Source organism: Undibacterium sp. Di26W (assembly GCF_049340265.1).
In the GTDB taxonomy this organism is placed as follows: Bacteria; Pseudomonadota; Gammaproteobacteria; order Burkholderiales; family Burkholderiaceae_D; genus Undibacterium.
Map to the genome: position 1 here is coordinate 63,091 of NZ_JBMPOR010000025.1, position 15,975 is coordinate 79,065.

General features: G+C 51.7%; 12 protein-coding genes. 1 reads left to right on the top strand and 11 read right to left on the bottom strand.

What is annotated here, in order from left to right; genetic code table 11:
- Positions 1-25 precede the first annotated feature (25 nt).
- Positions 26-403: a thiol-disulfide oxidoreductase DCC family protein gene (locus tag ACO0LM_RS23670; RefSeq protein WP_423040546.1), complete on the bottom strand. Its 378-nt coding sequence runs from the start codon at positions 401-403 to the stop codon at positions 26-28.
- A gap of 131 nt (positions 404-534) precedes the next feature.
- Here ACO0LM_RS23670 and ACO0LM_RS23675 point away from each other — a divergent pair, with 131 nt between their 5' ends.
- Positions 535-849: a metalloregulator ArsR/SmtB family transcription factor gene (locus ACO0LM_RS23675; protein ID WP_186948303.1), complete on the top strand. Its 315-nt coding sequence runs from the start codon at positions 535-537 to the stop codon at positions 847-849.
- A 202-nt stretch (positions 850-1,051) separates the two neighbouring features.
- Here the strand turns inward: ACO0LM_RS23675 and ACO0LM_RS23680 are convergent, their stop codons facing one another.
- The 10 genes from ACO0LM_RS23680 to ACO0LM_RS23725 form a co-directional block, all read right to left on the bottom strand.
- Positions 1,052-2,143, bottom strand: coding sequence for a class I SAM-dependent methyltransferase (locus ACO0LM_RS23680; RefSeq protein WP_423040548.1), 1,092 nt, complete (start codon positions 2,141-2,143; stop codon positions 1,052-1,054).
- An 888-nt stretch (positions 2,144-3,031) separates the two neighbouring features.
- Positions 3,032-4,081 carry an aldose epimerase family protein gene (locus tag ACO0LM_RS23685; RefSeq protein WP_423040550.1) on the bottom strand — a complete coding sequence of 350 codons (1,050 nt, stop codon included), beginning with the start codon at positions 4,079-4,081 and terminating at the stop codon, positions 3,032-3,034.
- Positions 4,071-5,318 (bottom strand): XylR family transcriptional regulator, encoded by a 1,248-nt coding sequence (locus ACO0LM_RS23690; RefSeq protein ID WP_422984962.1) that lies wholly within the window; start codon positions 5,316-5,318, stop codon positions 4,071-4,073. The genes ACO0LM_RS23685 and ACO0LM_RS23690 overlap by 11 nt, the downstream gene beginning before the upstream one ends.
- Before the next feature lie 326 nt (positions 5,319-5,644).
- Positions 5,645-8,062, bottom strand: coding sequence for a glycoside hydrolase family 3 N-terminal domain-containing protein (locus ACO0LM_RS23695; RefSeq protein ID WP_423040552.1), 2,418 nt, complete (start codon positions 8,060-8,062; stop codon positions 5,645-5,647).
- A 287-nt stretch (positions 8,063-8,349) separates the two neighbouring features.
- Positions 8,350-9,492: a sugar ABC transporter permease gene (locus ACO0LM_RS23700; protein WP_422984966.1), complete on the bottom strand. Its 1,143-nt coding sequence runs from the start codon at positions 9,490-9,492 to the stop codon at positions 8,350-8,352.
- A 42-nt stretch (positions 9,493-9,534) separates the two neighbouring features.
- Positions 9,535-11,148 (bottom strand): D-xylose ABC transporter ATP-binding protein, encoded by a 1,614-nt coding sequence (xylG, locus tag ACO0LM_RS23705; RefSeq protein WP_423040554.1) that lies wholly within the window; start codon positions 11,146-11,148, stop codon positions 9,535-9,537.
- A 144-nt stretch (positions 11,149-11,292) separates the two neighbouring features.
- The gene (gene xylF, locus ACO0LM_RS23710; RefSeq protein WP_422984970.1) at positions 11,293-12,306 is read right to left on the bottom strand and encodes a D-xylose ABC transporter substrate-binding protein; all 1,014 of its coding nucleotides are present in this window, start codon (positions 12,304-12,306) and stop codon (positions 11,293-11,295) included.
- Positions 12,307-12,514: 208 nt separating this feature from the next.
- Positions 12,515-14,299: an IlvD/Edd family dehydratase gene (locus tag ACO0LM_RS23715; protein ID WP_423040556.1), complete on the bottom strand. Its 1,785-nt coding sequence runs from the start codon at positions 14,297-14,299 to the stop codon at positions 12,515-12,517.
- Positions 14,296-15,204, bottom strand: coding sequence for an SMP-30/gluconolactonase/LRE family protein (locus tag ACO0LM_RS23720; protein ID WP_423040558.1), 909 nt, complete (start codon positions 15,202-15,204; stop codon positions 14,296-14,298). The genes ACO0LM_RS23715 and ACO0LM_RS23720 overlap by 4 nt, the downstream gene beginning before the upstream one ends.
- On the bottom strand, positions 15,201-15,968 hold the full coding sequence (locus ACO0LM_RS23725; RefSeq protein WP_423040612.1) for an SDR family NAD(P)-dependent oxidoreductase: 768 nt from the start codon (positions 15,966-15,968) through the stop codon (positions 15,201-15,203). Before ACO0LM_RS23725 ends, ACO0LM_RS23720 begins: the two co-directional genes overlap by 4 nt.
- Positions 15,969-15,975: the final 7 nt, after the last annotated feature.

Consider the following 15,975-nt stretch of genomic DNA (forward strand, 5'->3'; position numbering starts at 1 on the left):
AATAGTGAAATGATTTCTGCTAGTCTTACCAGTGACCACGCCTGCGATTCCAGCGGTACAGGTACTTGGCAATGCAGTTATACAAAGGCCGGGTCAGGAAACCCATACGTAAAGTCAACCAGGCCAGCCAGCGCCTGCCTTTTGTCTCTGACCACAATGCAGCCAGGGCCTGCTCACCAACCAAGATGTCGCCGTTGGCATGCCGAACATGCAGGCGCTCACGCACGGCTTCAAGTTCACCGTTTATTTCAGTCACTGCATCAGGCTGGCTATGCACATCCACCCAGTTGATATTGCATGCCTGCATGCGTTGACGCTGATCACGGATACCAGCGTCACATACCGGACAGGCACTGTTGTAGTACACCGTCGTAATGCCTGTCGGGCTTTTGTCGGATTCCATGATGTTCGATCTATCGTCAAAGTTCATGGAACAAGAATATACTATATTTAGCTAAATTCCTAATTAACTAAATAACTTTAATAAATTGGAGCAAAATGCTATGATGAATCATTAAGATCATTCTATTGCGTATGGAAAAAATATTTGAAGCTTTGGCATCGACGCCGCGCCGGAAAATACTGGCTTATCTATCGGAGACAGAATTGTCTGCCGGTGAAATTGCTGCGCGCTTTGAAATGACCAAACCATCCCTGTCAAAGCATCTACGCATACTGGAATCAGCAGGCCTGATCGCCAGCGACAAGCGCGGGCAATTTGTGTTCTACCGCCTGCAAAGCGACAACCTGGCAAACACCCTAGCCTCTTTCATGCAGGCCGTATGCCCAGTATCCAAAGGTTTGAAAAAAGAAAGCGAAGCGCTGGCGGTAAAAAAGCAGGCGAAATAGTATGAGAACTGCTGCACCAGACCAAGTTCAAGTGAGCACTGCATATTGTTCTTAACCGATAAAATGCGCTTTTTGGATATCAAAATAATTTCAGTTTCTGAGAAATCAAATTCAGTAGCTTGGCTTTCCCTCGCATGTATATCCATTCATCATTTAATCTTTTACAATTAAAATAGAGTTTTTATTTCAAAGACTTAATTTGTTAATTTTTCTTAGGCTTAACAACGGCATAGCAAAAGTCGCTGCCTAGGACCTTATTCTCCACAAGAAGCTGTTCTTGTAAAAAAATCAGCCTTAATAATGTCGCATCTAACTCTTTGTCAGTATCGAAATTTGCCATGATATGGTTCATAAGCAAATGCAGTATGGTGCCACCATATCTCTTTAGTTCAACAACATCGAAATATTGTTCGACTTTAGGAATAATCTCACTAGAATTGATCGCTTCAGAGGGATCCATGTCGATCATTTCTTTTATCGTTGGCTTTTGAATTTCGTCCAAAATAGAACCAGTAAAAGCGCTGAGGCGATATTTTTCAGGAAGAGTTTGTAAGATTCTGTTTGTGATTGATAGTTGGAGCTCAGTCCACTGAAATCGCGTTGGTCCTATGTATTCATTGAACATGAATACGCCGCCAGGTTTCAAGGCACGAGATATCTGAGCGAAAATATGATCAAAGTCTTCAAAATGATGCAACGACATTTTTGCTACGATGAAATCATAGCTATTCGCCTCCAATTTAATTTTATTAATATCCGCTACGTTGTAGTGAACTCGATTTGAGCAACCGTTTTCGACGGCTAGTCGCTTTGCCAAATTGATTGATTCTGGACTCGCATCAAAAGCATCAATAGTCTCCGAAGCATTTAACTCAATTAAAGCGCGCTCTAAATTTCCCCCTCCACAGCCCAAACTCAGCGCGCGTTTCACAGGCATATGTGGCAGATGTTCAGCAAAAAAATGTTGAAGATAGTAAATTGATCGATCCCCCGATACACTCGGTCTTATATGCTCGACTTCGATGAACTCCCAGTCAAGCCATCCTTTCAAAACCTTACTTTCAACTAATTTGACATGATTGTCCCAGTGTACGGTATTCTCATTTGTTACTGCATCAACATGGGCAACAACCGGTGCTTGACATTGCTTAGTGCGATATTGATGGACGGCACTTTGGATTCCTCTGTGAATAAAAGTACCGGAAAAGACTGTTTTGACCAACATAAACCCGAACGGCCATTTACTTAAATAAAAATGCAACTGCGCAAGAGCATAATTTTTTGATGATTTCATAAAAGCTTGAATTTCTCATTTAGGTTGAAGCAAACTTGGCTCGTAAAGATTAGCTGATTAATTTATTAACATTATAAGACTGAAAGAAGGCGGAACGTAACTTTAAAATATCTAATAAATCGGGTTAAGCATTCTTATCAGCTCTAAATGCATATATATCCGTCGTTACGTTTGGTCTCGTTGGACTTCGACTAATTCGGTAGGCATTTAATAATGTCAAAAACTGAGAAGGAAGTACATCATGAGAAAAAGTGGGTTTGCGGATGAATTCAAAGCGGAAGCGATCAAGCAAATATCTGAGCATGACCATAAGGTGATCGATGCTGAGCCGCTTCATTGTCGGAGCTACCCACTAGCTCCTAAAAATCTCAATTAAGAAAATTCTACTTTTAAATGCGATTAATTTCCGGGGGGATTACCCACGCACAATGAAGTGCCGAATGTTTTTACCGACTGATAAAAGGCGGGCCTTATGCCCAGTATCCAAAGGTTTGAAAAAAGAAAGCGAAGCGCTAGCGGTAAAAAAGCAGGCGAAATAGTATGAGAACTTCCGCACCCGATCAAGCGTAAGTGAGTAGCTCGCGTTGATCCTAGCAGATACAATGCGCTTTTAGGATAAAAACCATTTAAGTAATTAGCATTACGGAAAAATATAATGAACAATTGAAAGCGCCAAAGAAAAATTTGTTTTTGTTTGAAATTCTGGACATCAAATCCATAAGGACGAACCAGAAAAATTTCAAAATATAATCACAGGCACATTGCCAGCGATGGCATCTGGCAAGTAAGAGCTGCTTCTTTGTCGGAGCTACCCACTAGCTCCGACAAAGAGATACTTTATCGCATGTGGCCTGCACAGTCGTGCAAAATACTGATTGCCGCAGTCCATCAACTCTGCAAAGAAATCCTATACACCGTCGTCTGCCGATACACCTGCCCGGGCCGCAAGATGACGGCTTCGGCATAGGGGCCGTTGATCTGGTTAGGGTAAGCTTGTGCTTCCAGGCAAAAGCCATCGTGTCTGGCATAGTCATGTGCATCGCGGCCTGCGACACCATTCAAGAAATTACCGCTATAGAACTGCAAGCCGGCCTGGTCGGTGGCGACGGACAACTTGCGGCCTGAGCCTGGGTCGTACACACTGGCGACTTCGCGTAGTGGGCCTGGCTGGCCATTCAGTCCTTCTTGCACGCAATAGCAATGATTAAAACCGCCAGCTATCAAGATCTGTTGATCAGGCCAGTTCAGCCTGGGGCCTATGGGTGCCGGTTGACGAAAATCGAAGGCGCTGCCTGCTACCGAAGCCAGTTCGATAGGGATGGACGCCTCGTCGATTTTCAGATAATGCGATGCATCAATACTGAGCAAATGGTCTTTGATGTCTGAGGTACCGGCGTTCAAATTGAAGTAAGGATGCGATGTCAGGTTGATCGGTGTTGGTGCATCGGATTGTGCTTCATAGTCTATCGTCAGACGTCCTTCGTCATCAAGACGATATGTCACCTGCACCTTGAGGTTGCCGGGAAAGCCGCCTTCACCATCCGGCGAAGTCAGCGACATGCGCAGGCTGCCTTCTTCTTCTGTTGCCAGCCAGCGTGCCGTGTGAAAGCCGGTGCTGCCGCCGTGCAGGTTATTGCCGCCGTCATTGCATTCCACGGCGTAGCTGCGGCCATCCAGCTTAAACTGCCCGGCAGCGATGCGGTTGGCCCAGCGACCGATGATGGCACCAAAATAAAATGGATTTTCCACATAGCTGCTGGCTTCGGCATAGGCCAGCAAGACATCGCCCACGCGTCCGTAACGGTCAGGTGCCAGCCAGGACACCAGCGATGCCCCACGATCGCTGATCATCAGCTGCATGTCACGCGCATTGCGCAGGGTGTAAATATTTTCATCTGCGGTTGTGGCCGTGCAGGATACTGTTTTTTTATTCGTCATCACTTTGCTCGGCAAGTTGAGTGTTGGGATGTGGCGGCGGCAAGCCTGCGGCATTGCCATCCGTCTGTAATACGCTTTCCTGATATTTGCGCGGGGTGCAGCCAAGTTCCCGTTTGAACACGGCATGCATGTACTGTATGGTGGTAAAACCGCAACTGACAGCGACATCGGCAATACTGCTTTGCCCCAGTGTCAGCATGGTCTTGGCTGCTTCCAGCTTGAAATGCAGGATTTCATCATGGACACTGCGCCCCAGTTCCTGTCGAAAATACGATTCCAGCGACGAGCGGGAGATGCCGACATAATCAGCCACCTGTTCTGTCTTGATACCCTGGCACGCATACTGGCGGATGAAATGGCGCGCCTGCATCACATGCGGATGCTTGGGTGTCTCATAACGTGATGAAGTCAGCACATTGATGCCGACCGGCGGCACCAGGATTCGGGTGGTGGACAGGCGTGCGCCGTTCAGCATCTGGTGCAGCAAATGGGCCGCCGTACGCCCCATTTCTTCCGTCCCCTGCATGACCGAACTGAGTGGGATGCGGGTTAGCATGCGGGCCAGCGGATCATTGTCTATACCTATCAGGGCGACCTGTTCAGGCACGGCAATGCCGGCAATCAGGCAAGCCTGCAATAACTGCCGGGCGCGGGCATCGGTCACGGCGATGATGCCGACTGGCTTGGGCAAACCTTCCAGCCATTTGATCAGTTGTTCTACCGCCTCATCCCAGGAGGGTGCACTGGTGATCTGGCCACGATAAATTTCTGCCGTCAGGCGGTCGCGCTTCATCAACTGGCGAAAGGCGTTTTCGCGTTCTTGCGCCCAGCGGTTTTCTGGTGCTTCAGGCAAACTGAAAAAAGCAAAGCGTGGCAAGCCAGCCTCAATCAAATGGTCATACGCCAGTTTGATGAGCTTGAAATTGTCGGTCGCCACATACGGCACGGCCTTGGGGTAATGCGCTTCGTTCTCGTACGATCCGCCGATGGCCACCACCGGTACGCGGCTATGCGACAGGGCCTCGCAGACCACAGGGTCATCAAAATCGGCGATGATGCCGTCGCCCTGCCAGCTTTCTATGCCATGCAGGCGGGCGCGGAAATCCTCTTCCAGAAACAGATCCCAGGACACCCGGGTCGAGCTTAGATAAGAGGCAACGCCAGCGATGATTTCCCTGTCATAAATCTTGTTTGCATTGAACAATAAAGCAATTCTATGCGAGTTAGGCATCTTCATATTCGGTCAACTCCTTGGGGGATGGCTTGCTCACCATACTTTTTATATTGTACTGCCTTCCCTTTTTATTCCTTCCCATTTCAGGAAATCCAGGAAAATGCCCTTACAGGCACCGACAGTACCCCCCTATTCAAGATTGATCGTTGTGGCACTAAGAACGTGTTTCCGATCTTACTGCGCGAGCGTGATCGGGCCTCATGTGCTGCTCAAAATGCTCATGTACTTTAGTACATTCCGCTTTTTGCGCTGCTCTTCAACCCGCTGACGCTCGCTCGCTACAGATCGTAAACACGTTCTAAGGCAAACCAAGGCAAACCAAGACAAACCTAAGCAACCGTCAACTTGACTGATTTCAGATCAGCGCTGCTGGAACCGGCATGTATAGTGAAACTGCCCGGCTCCACCACGCGTTTCATGTCCATGTTATAAAACCACAGGTCCGACGGTTTGATATCAAAAGACAAAGTACGTTTTTCACCCGGATTCAAGCTGACCCGTTTAAATGCCTTCAATTCCAGCACCGGCCTGGTGACAGAGCTGAAGTCATCGCGGATATAGATTTGCACGACCTCATCACCCTTGACGGCACCGGTATTGGTGACATCGACTTCCACTTTGGTGCTGTCGCCGACGCCCATCGTTGCCCTTGTCAGGCGTGGTTCTGAAATGCTGAACGAGGTATAGCTGAGGCCAAAGCCGAATGGATACAAAGGCTTGGTCGATGCATCCAGATAGCCACGACGGGCCGACGGTTTGTAGTTGTAATAAATCGGCAGTTGACCAACATTGCGGGCAATCGACACCGGCAATTTGCCACCAGGGTTGACGCGGCCAAATAAAATATCTGCTGCTGCAAAGCCGGTTTCCTGTCCCATGTACCAGCCTTCTACCAGCGCATCTGCGCGTTCAGCCAGCAGATTGACGGATAGCGGACGACCATTCAGCAAGAACACGACGGTTGGTTTGCCCAGATCAAAAATCGCTTTGGCCAGGTCATTTTGCTGGCCCATCAAATCCAGGCTGGCGCGGTCACCCAGATGGTTATCGGCCCAGGCTTCGCGGCTGGTTTGTTCATTGTCACCCAATACCATGATGATGGTATCGGCCGATTTGGCGGCTTCGACCGCTTCTGCAATCAGCTTGGCATTCACTGCCGGTGGGGTGAATTTGACTTCATCATGTCCCCAGACATGGCCGCCTTCGGTAATGCGCACACCTTCGGCATAGCTGAGTTCAAAGCCCTGGGCCCGGCTTTCGGCCTGCAAGCCTTCATAAATGGAGACCACATGGCGCGGGATGTCAGAATACCCGCCGATAGGGCAATCCTTGGCGTGCGTACCCAGCAACAAGACTTTGCCGACCTTTTTGCCATTCAGCGGCAGCAGGCCCTTGTCATTTTTAAGCAGGACGACAGAACGGGTGGCCGCTTCACGCGCCAGTGCCACCGCATCTTGCGTGGCTGTCAGTTTGTCGGCGATGCTGGCATCGACATACGGGTTTTCAAACAAGCCGGCCAGGAACTTGAGTTCCAATACGCGGCGCACGCAGCGATTGATTTCTTCTTCAGAAACACGTTTTTCTTTGACCAGTTCTGCCAGGGTACGGTAGCCCAGGCCATCCGGCGTTTCGATGTCGACACCGGCCTTGATGGCGCGCAATGCGGCTTCTTTGGGATTAGGCACCAGCTTATGCCTGGTCACCAGTTCATTGATGCCAAAGTAATCGGACACCAGCGCGCCTTTAAAGCCCCACTCTTCGCGCAAGACCTTGGTCAGCAACCAACGATTGGCATGCGAGGGTACGCCACCGATTTCGTTATAGGAAGGCATGACGGCGCTGATATTGGTTTCACGCACCAGCTTTTCAAAGGGCGGGAAAAATTCTTCGCGCAAGGTACGTTCACTGACCTCGGCCGGGCCGATGTTGGTACCGTTTTCTGGCTGGCCGTGGCCTGTCATGTGCTTGAGCGTGGCAAATACCTTGTCTTTCGCCAGCTTTTTGTCTTTGCCCATGAAGCCGATCACTGCCGCCTTGCCCATCTCGCCACACAGGTGCGGGTCTTCGCCATAGGTTTCTTCTATGCGGCCCCAGCGCGGTTCACGCGCCACATCGACCACGGGTGCCAGGGCAAAATTGGCACCGCGTGCACGCATCTCACGCGCAGCCACGCTGAATATCCTGGTTGCCATGTCCGGATCAAACGAGGATGCCAGTCCTATCGCCTGTGGAAAGCAGGTGGCGTCACGCGCCACATAGCCATGCAGGGCTTCTTCATGCATAAGCAGCGGGATGCCCAGGCGTGTTTGTTCGACAGCCCATTTTTGCACGGCATTGACATAGGTAGCCGTTTGAAAAGCATTGCGGTTTGGCACTGAACCATCATCGCCTGCGCCGGTAGCCTTGGCGATGCCCTGATAGTCAGACGGGCGTGCCATCATACCCAAACCATGGGGGTAGACTTTGGCTGCCTTGTCTACTGAAAAATCACCATTGGTTTCCTGTATCAGTTTTTTATCTTGCCACACGCATTGCATCTGCATGATTTTTTCATCCAGGGTCATTCGGCTCAGCAGATCGTCTACCCGCGCTGCCAGCGGTGCTGCAGCGTCTTTATAAACAGCTTTGCCACCGGCTTTTGCGGCAGCGGCCCAGGCGAGGGAAGGTGAAAGCAAGGAAGGTGAAAGTACTGCCCAGCCAGCCAGGCCAGATGCGGACGACAGGAATTGCCTGCGTTGATTACTCATTGTGGTGGTCTCCATATGCTATTTTTAGCATTTATTTTTTGAAATATTGGGTCATGACGTATGCGTTCTGATGCTCTGAGAACGTGTTTACGATCTGAGTGACTAACATGTCATGCCTACCATACTATCTTGCATGTAAAAGAATACAGACACAATTATGAAACTCACCAAGCATCATCATGATTACCAATGGGAGATTCTGCTCCAGTCGTAAAAAAAGGCGGTTTCAGAGAAACCGCCTTCAAGGCAAGGCGAACCTTGCCGGACCCGGAAGGGAACTTTAAAAACTATCGCTTGGCCGAACGGGTGCTCACATCCACCCACACTGCCAGCGTCAAAATGCAGCCTTTGACGATCATTTGCCAGTAGGTATCCACGTCCAGCATGGACATACCGTTATCCAGGCTCGCCATGACCAGCGCACCGATCAGGGCGCCATACACCGTGCCAGAACCACCACGCATGGAGGTGCCGCCGATAAAGCAGGCAGCAATCGCATCCAGCTCGCCCGAGTTACCGGCAGAGGGTGAACCTGCTGCCAGACGGGCTGTATTGATCAGGCCAGCCAGCGCGCACATCAACCCCATGATGCCGAATATCCACAGCTTGATGGCATTCACATTAATGCCCGACAGGCGGGTGGCTTCCATATTGCTGCCCACTGCATAAATCCTGCGGCCAAACACGGTTTGCGTCGTCATGTAGCTGAAGATGCCCAGCAACACCAGCAGCAACAGCACCGGCAAAGGGATGCCTTCATAGCTGTTGAAGGTCAGCACAAAGGCCAGCAGCACCGCTGCGATGGCAGCGATTTTGATGCCGTCACGCCACAGCGGCGCGACCTCCAGGCCGTGCTGCGCACGTTTGCTGCGCTGTTGCCACGTCAAAAATACAGCCAGCGCGAACAGGGCTATGCCCAGCAAGACACCGGTCGTCACCGACAGATAACCCTGGCCCAGATACACCATGTCAGCAGACACTGGTGCTACCGTCGTGCCACCCGTCACGCCCAGCACGATGCCGCGATAAGCCAGCATGCCGCCCAGACCAACAATGAAGGACGGTATCTTCATGTAGGCAGTCAGATAGCCATTGAACAGCCCTATCAGCAAACCCATGGCCAGCACCAGCATGAGGTTGACAGGCAGCGGCAAGTGATGGGTCACATCCAGCACCGCAGCCACGCCGCCCAGCAAACCCAGCAGGGAACCAACGGACAAATCAATTTCGCCAGCGATAATCACCAGCGCCATGCCACAGGCAACGATGCCGGTAATCGACATTTGCCGCATCAGGTTGGACAGATTGCGTGGGGTGATGAAACCCCCTTCGGTTTTCCAACTGAAAAAAGCCCAGATCAAGGCAATGGCAATCAGCAGGGCCAGCATTTTGTATTGTGTGAACAGCTGTTTGATATTCAGGTTTTTCATATTAATTTTTACCGATAGCGATGAATGGCATCAGATGGGTGGTCATGGCGCAGTACTGAATTGTGTTTGTGTTTGTGCCTGTGCTTGCATTTGTGCTGGTGTCGGTGCTTGCGTCTGTGTTTCATCCAGGGCATGGCTTTGATCCAGCGCTGCCGCCAACAGGGTTTCTTGTGTCAAATCCTTATTGATGAAGTTGCCGCGCAGCTTGCCTTCGCCTATCACCAGCACGCGGTCAGAAATGCCCAGCACTTCAGCCAGTTCAGATGACACCATGATGATGGACATGCCCTGCTTCACCAGTTCAAACATCAGTTTATAAATTTCATACTTGGCACCGACATCCACACCGCGTGTCGGTTCATCGAGTATCAAAATCTTCGGCTTGGTCAGCAACATCTTCGACAACACTGCTTTTTGCTGGTTACCGCCAGACAGGCTGGTGATGGGCAAAAACGGGCTGGCAGTCTTCAGAGTCATGCTGGCGATTTCTGTACGTATGGTCTTCAGTTCCGCTTCCTTGTCGATGCGGCTCATACGGGCAAATTCATGCAAGACGCTCAGGCTCATGTTCTGGCCCACATCCAGATCTGGCACGATGCCGTGCTGCTTGCGGTCTTCCGGCACCATGGCCAGACCAGCGCGGATGGACTTCAGCGGGCTGCTGCTATCAAGCTTGCTGCCATTCAGCCAGACTTCGGCTTGGTATTCACCGGGATAAGCACCAAACAGGGCTGACACCAGTTCGGTACGGCCAGCGCCGACCAGGCCGGCGATACCCAGAATTTCACCCTGGCGTAGCGTAAATGAGATGTTATCGACACGCTTGCGCTGCGGGTTTTCTGTGTCATAGCAGGTCACATTACGTGCTTCAAACACCACTTCACCGATGGTATGGTCCTGCCTTGGATACAGCTGGTTCATTTCACGCCCCACCATCTGGGCGATGATGCGTTCTGCGCTCATGTCGGCCATCGGTGTCGTGGCAATATGCTGGCCATCGCGTATCACCACGATGGTGTCGCAGATGGCTTCGACTTCATCCAGCTTGTGCGAGATATAAATACAGGTCACGCCCTTGGCCTTCAGGGCCCGGATAATATCCAGCAAGACCGTGATTTCTGATGCGGTCAAAGAAGAGGAAGGTTCATCCAGTATCAGCAGCTTGGCCTGCTTGTTGAGTGCCTTGGCAATTTCTATCAATTGCTGGTGGCCACCACCATAATTCTTGACTGGCAGGACCACATTGACTTCAGGTATATTCAGTTCACGCAGCAATTCTTCAGCACGCTTGTTCATGGCGGCATAATCCATGCGGCCACCGGGCAAGGTGATTTCATTCCCCAAAAACATGTTTTCAGCAACAGACAATTCGGGTACCAGCATCAGTTCCTGGTGGATGATGATGATGCCGGCTGATTCGGTATCGCGGATGGACTGTGCCTTCAGGGGCTTGCCTTCCCACAGGATTTCACCATCCCATGTGCCATGCGGATAGACACCGGACAAGACTTTCATCAGGGTGGATTTGCCAGCCCCGTTTTCACCACACAGGCCTATGCATTCACCAGCCTTGACCTTGATATCGATACCGTTTAAGGCACGGACACCGCCAAACTCTTTGACGATGTCTTTCATTTCGAGCAAATATTCAGACATGCTATTTTTCCCGGCAAATCCTGGAACAAACCACCAACTACATAAGCCACAGCGGCCCACTTATATAGGCAAACCAGGCAGGCGAAGCCGGTGATGACCTTCAGCGCAGGCTGGTGGCCATGACCGTGACGACTGCGATCACTATCAGTTAGCGGATAACTGTGCCTTGGTATAGAAACCTTCTTCCACCAGCAAGTTCACATTTGCCTTGGTCAGCGGGATAGGTTTCAACAGCAGGGTATTGACTTTTTTGAGGCCATTATCGTACTGGGAATTGTAGGCAGGCTTTTCATTACGTACCAGTTGCACAGCCAGCTTGGCAGCTTCAGAAGCGATCAGTTTCAGGGGTTTGTAGACGGTCATGGCCTGGGTACCAGCCATTACGCGTTTAACCGCTGCCAGGTCGGCATCTTGCCCGGACACTGGCACCTTGCCACTGAGTTTTTGTGAAGCCAGCGCCTGTATGGCACCGCCGGCAGTACCATCATTGGAAGCAACGATGGCATCAATCTTGTTGTTGTTTGCTGTCAGCGCGTTTTCGACGATGGACATGGCTTCAGAAGCGCTCCAGTCTTTCACCCATTGTTTGCCGACGACTTTGATATCGCCTTTATCGATCAGCGGCTGCAAGACTTTCATCTGCCCTTCGCGCAACATCTTGGCGTTATTATCGGTCGGTGCGCCACCCAGCAAATAGTAATTGCCTTTCGGTTTCAGGTGCACCAGGCCTTCGGCCTGCATTTCACCAACTTTGGCATTATCGAAAGAGATATAGGCGTCGATATCCGCATTCAGGATCAGGCGGTCATACGACACCACCTTGATATTGGCTTTCTTGGCTTCGCGGATGGCGTTATTCAATACCGTAGCGTTGTAGGGCACAATCACCAGCACATCGACACCACGCGAGATCAGGTTTTCTATCTGGGAAATCTGGCGCTGTTCGCTGGCGTCGGCGGATTGCACAAACACCTTGGCACCGAGTTTTTCTGCTTCTGCGTTAAAGAAATCCCGGTCCCTGCCCCAGCGCTCTACCCGCAGATCGTCGATGGAAAAACCGATTTTCGGGTTCTTCGCATCGGCATACGCGCTGCCAGCCATACTGCTACCCATGGCCAGCATCACACTGAGGATAGCCGCTTTTACTTTTGTATTCATTGTCTTGTCTCCTGTTGGATTAAAGCATGGGTATCGGCATTGCCCTCCCACTTATTATTGCTTTAAATTTTTGTATCTTGAGTAGTGTTGCTTCCGGTTGTTGACTGCTTTTTACTTATAAACTTACTTGTAAAACTGACGGGACTTTTGCAAAATTGTCCCAGCAAGGCACGCAATGGAGCTGGGGTGGTTTTGCATAAGTCCTCACTTAATGATTATGGCGTGGCAGCGTGTTGCCTATGCCTATATAGGGTACAGCCAGCTCCATGCAAGCACCTGTTTCCAGTTGCCCGACAGTCGAGCGATAAATCTCTTGCCACGGCGTCTGGCTGGCCGGATAGGCCGGTATGCCCTGTGCCTTGCGGCTTTCCAGTTCTTCTGGCGTGATCAGCATGTCGCAGCGACCGGTGTTCAGGTTGATGCGTATGGTGTCGCCGGTACGGATATAGGCCAGGCCACCACCGACCGCGCTTTCAGGCGAGGCATTCAGGATGGATGGGCTGTCCGAAGTGCCGGATTGCCGGCCATCACCCAGCGTAGGCAGATTCAATATGCCCCGCTTTAACAGGGCATCGGGCGGCTGCATGTTGACCACTTCCGCCGAACCGGGCCAGCCGACCGGGCCGGCACCGCGTATCACCAGGATACTGTCTTCATCGATATTCAGCGACGGGTCATTGATGCGGGCGTGATAATCACCAGAACCATCAAATACCACGGCCTTGCATTCAAAGATGTTTTCTGCCCCGGCCTTGCTCAGGTAACGGGCGCGGAATGCTGGCGAAATCACGCTGGTCTTCATGATGGCGAAATCAAACAGATTGCCCTTCAGGACCATGAAACCGGCCTGCTGCTTCAGTGGTGCAGCATACGGGTAGATGACTTCGCGGTCGTTGGTTTGCCTGCCATCCAGGTTGCGTTCCATGCTCTTGCCGGTTACGGTAGGACGGTCGGCGCGCAGTTTTCCTGCTTGCAGCAGTTCCCACATGATGGCGGGTACACCACCAGCGCGGTGGAAACGTTCACCCAGGAACTTGCCTGCTGGCTGCATGTTCAATATCAGCGGGATGTCATGGCCATGCGCCATCCAGTCATCCGAATGCAGTTCTACATGCGCATGCCTGGCCATGGCCATGATATGCGGCTGGGCGTTGGTAGAACCGCCTATTGCAGCATTGACCACGATGGCATCGAGGAAGGCATCGCGCGTCAAAATACTGGATGGACGAATATCCTGATACGCCATTTCAACAATGCGACGGCCTGTTTCATAGGCGATCTGACCACGCTCACGATAAGGCGCGGGGATGGCCGAACAGCCGGTCAGCGACATGCCCAGTGCTTCCGCCAGGGCGTTCATGGTGGATGCGGTGCCCATGGTATTACAATGGCCTGCCGATGGTGCTGATGCAGCCGCTATCTGCAAGAATTTTTCTTCATCGATATCACCTGCCGCCAGTTGCCTGCGGCCTTTCCAGATGGCGGCACCGGAACCTACCAGTTCACCATCCATCCAGCCGTCCAGCATGGGGCCACCAGACAGGACAATCGCCGGGATATCCACCGTTGATGCGGCCATGATCTGGGCCGGCGTGGTCTTGTCGCAGCCAGTGGTCAACACCACGGCATCGATAGGATAGGCATGCAGGATTTCAACCAGACCCATATAAGCCAGGTTACGGTCTATTGCCGCCGTTGGCCGGCGGCAGTTTTCAAAAATCGGGTGCAGCGGAAATTCCATCGCAATGCCACCTGCGTCCCGGATGCCATCCCGCACCCGCTTCGCCAGTTCCAGATGGATGCGGTTGCAGGGGCTGATGTCGCTGCCGCTCTGGGCGATGCCGATGATGGGGCGGCCAGAACGCAGTTCTTCCGGGGTAATGCCATAGTTCATGAAGCGCTCCAGGTACAGCGCTGTCATGTCGATGTGATCGGGATTGTCAAACCAGTCTTGCGAGCGGAAACGGCGTACCTTGCTGTCGTCAAACATCATGATGCATACTCACTCAACTGATATTGCGGCAGACCGGGCACGTCCACACGGAAAGAAAACAGGCCGCCCGCCAGGGGTTGCTGCGCACGTTTTTCTGCCGACATACCTTTCCAGGCGGTGGTCACAAAGACTGTACGCAAATCGGCGCCACCAAAACAGACTTTGGTGATATTCGAACACGGGAAGCTGATGACCTGGACGATCTCACCGGCAGGGGAATAACGTTCCACCCGGTTGCCAGCAAAAATGGCCACCCACAGAAAACCTTCTGCATCGACCACGGTGCCATCCGGGTGGCCACCGTTGGTGATATCGGCAAACACACGCTTACCAGACAGCTTGCCATCGGGTGTCACATCAAAGGCATATATCTTTTTACCCAAGGTGTCGGTGTGGTAAAACAGCTTGCCGTCCGGGCTCATGCAGGGGCCGTTGGTGATGACGTAATCATGATCCATGGCTTGCAAATTTACCAGCGCGTTTGAACTATACTGCAGGCGATACAGCGAACCGCTGGGTGCTTTTTCACCATCATCCATGGAACCAAACCACAGGCTGCCCTGGCTATCGATATAGCCATCATTAAGGCGGTTGCCGGGTTGATCGGTTTCCACTTCCAGCATGGTGCTGAAACTGCCGGTGCTGCTGGAAAAGCGCACCAGTTTGCCGGGCAAGCCGCAGATGAAATCACCGTTCTCACCCTTATTCGACATGATGGGCAGGATAAAACCAATCTGATCCGGTGCATCCCAGCTCTGGCGGGCTGAACCGTCTTCTGCACAGCGATGGATTTTACGGCTTTTGATGTCCACAAAATACAGCGCTTTTTCGCCCGCGTGCCATACCGGGCCTTCGCCCAGGTGCGTAGCCACTTCCCAAATGCAGTGAGACTGATCCAATATCATGCGCCGTACCATCCTGCGTCCACAAAATAATCACGTCCTGAACAACGCGCGGCGTTGTCAGAGGCCAAAAACAAAGTCAGGGCAGCGACGTCTTCGGTTTCCACCCTTTCGTGCAGGCATTGGGCTGCCAGAATCTGCGCTTCTTCTTCCGGTGTGTGCCACAGCGCCATCTGGCGTGGAGTACGTACTGAACCGGGGATGATGCAGTTGACACGGATGCCGTCTGGCCCCAAATCACGGGCCAGGCCACGGGTCAGGCCCTCTATCGCTGCTTTGGCTGTCATATACAGGCTAAGGTTGCCCAGGGCAAGATGCCAGGATATGGAACCAAAGTTAAGGATAACACCTCCACCCATGGCTTTCATACCAGGGGCCACGGCCTGGGCACAAAAAAACTGGTGGCGCAAATTGACGGCAAAACTGTCATCCCAATAAGTGGGCGTCACATTCTGCACCTGATGCCGGTCATCATTGGCGGCATTGTTGATCAAAATCTCGACGGCACCGTATTCGCGTTCGATGCTGGCGAATACCTTGGCCACTGCATCCAGGTCAGTCAGGTCGCAATGCATGAATTTAGGCGGCTTGGCCGACTGCTGCAGGCTTTTTTCCAGTGCTTGCGACGCTTCGTCGGCTATATCCAGAAAAAACACTTGAGCGCCCTGCTTGCAAAAGGCATCCACAACGGCTGCACCGATGCCAGTGCCGCCACCTGTCACGACTACTCTTTTCCCGGCTAAATTCGGGTAACTTGCATAAATCATCGCTTTT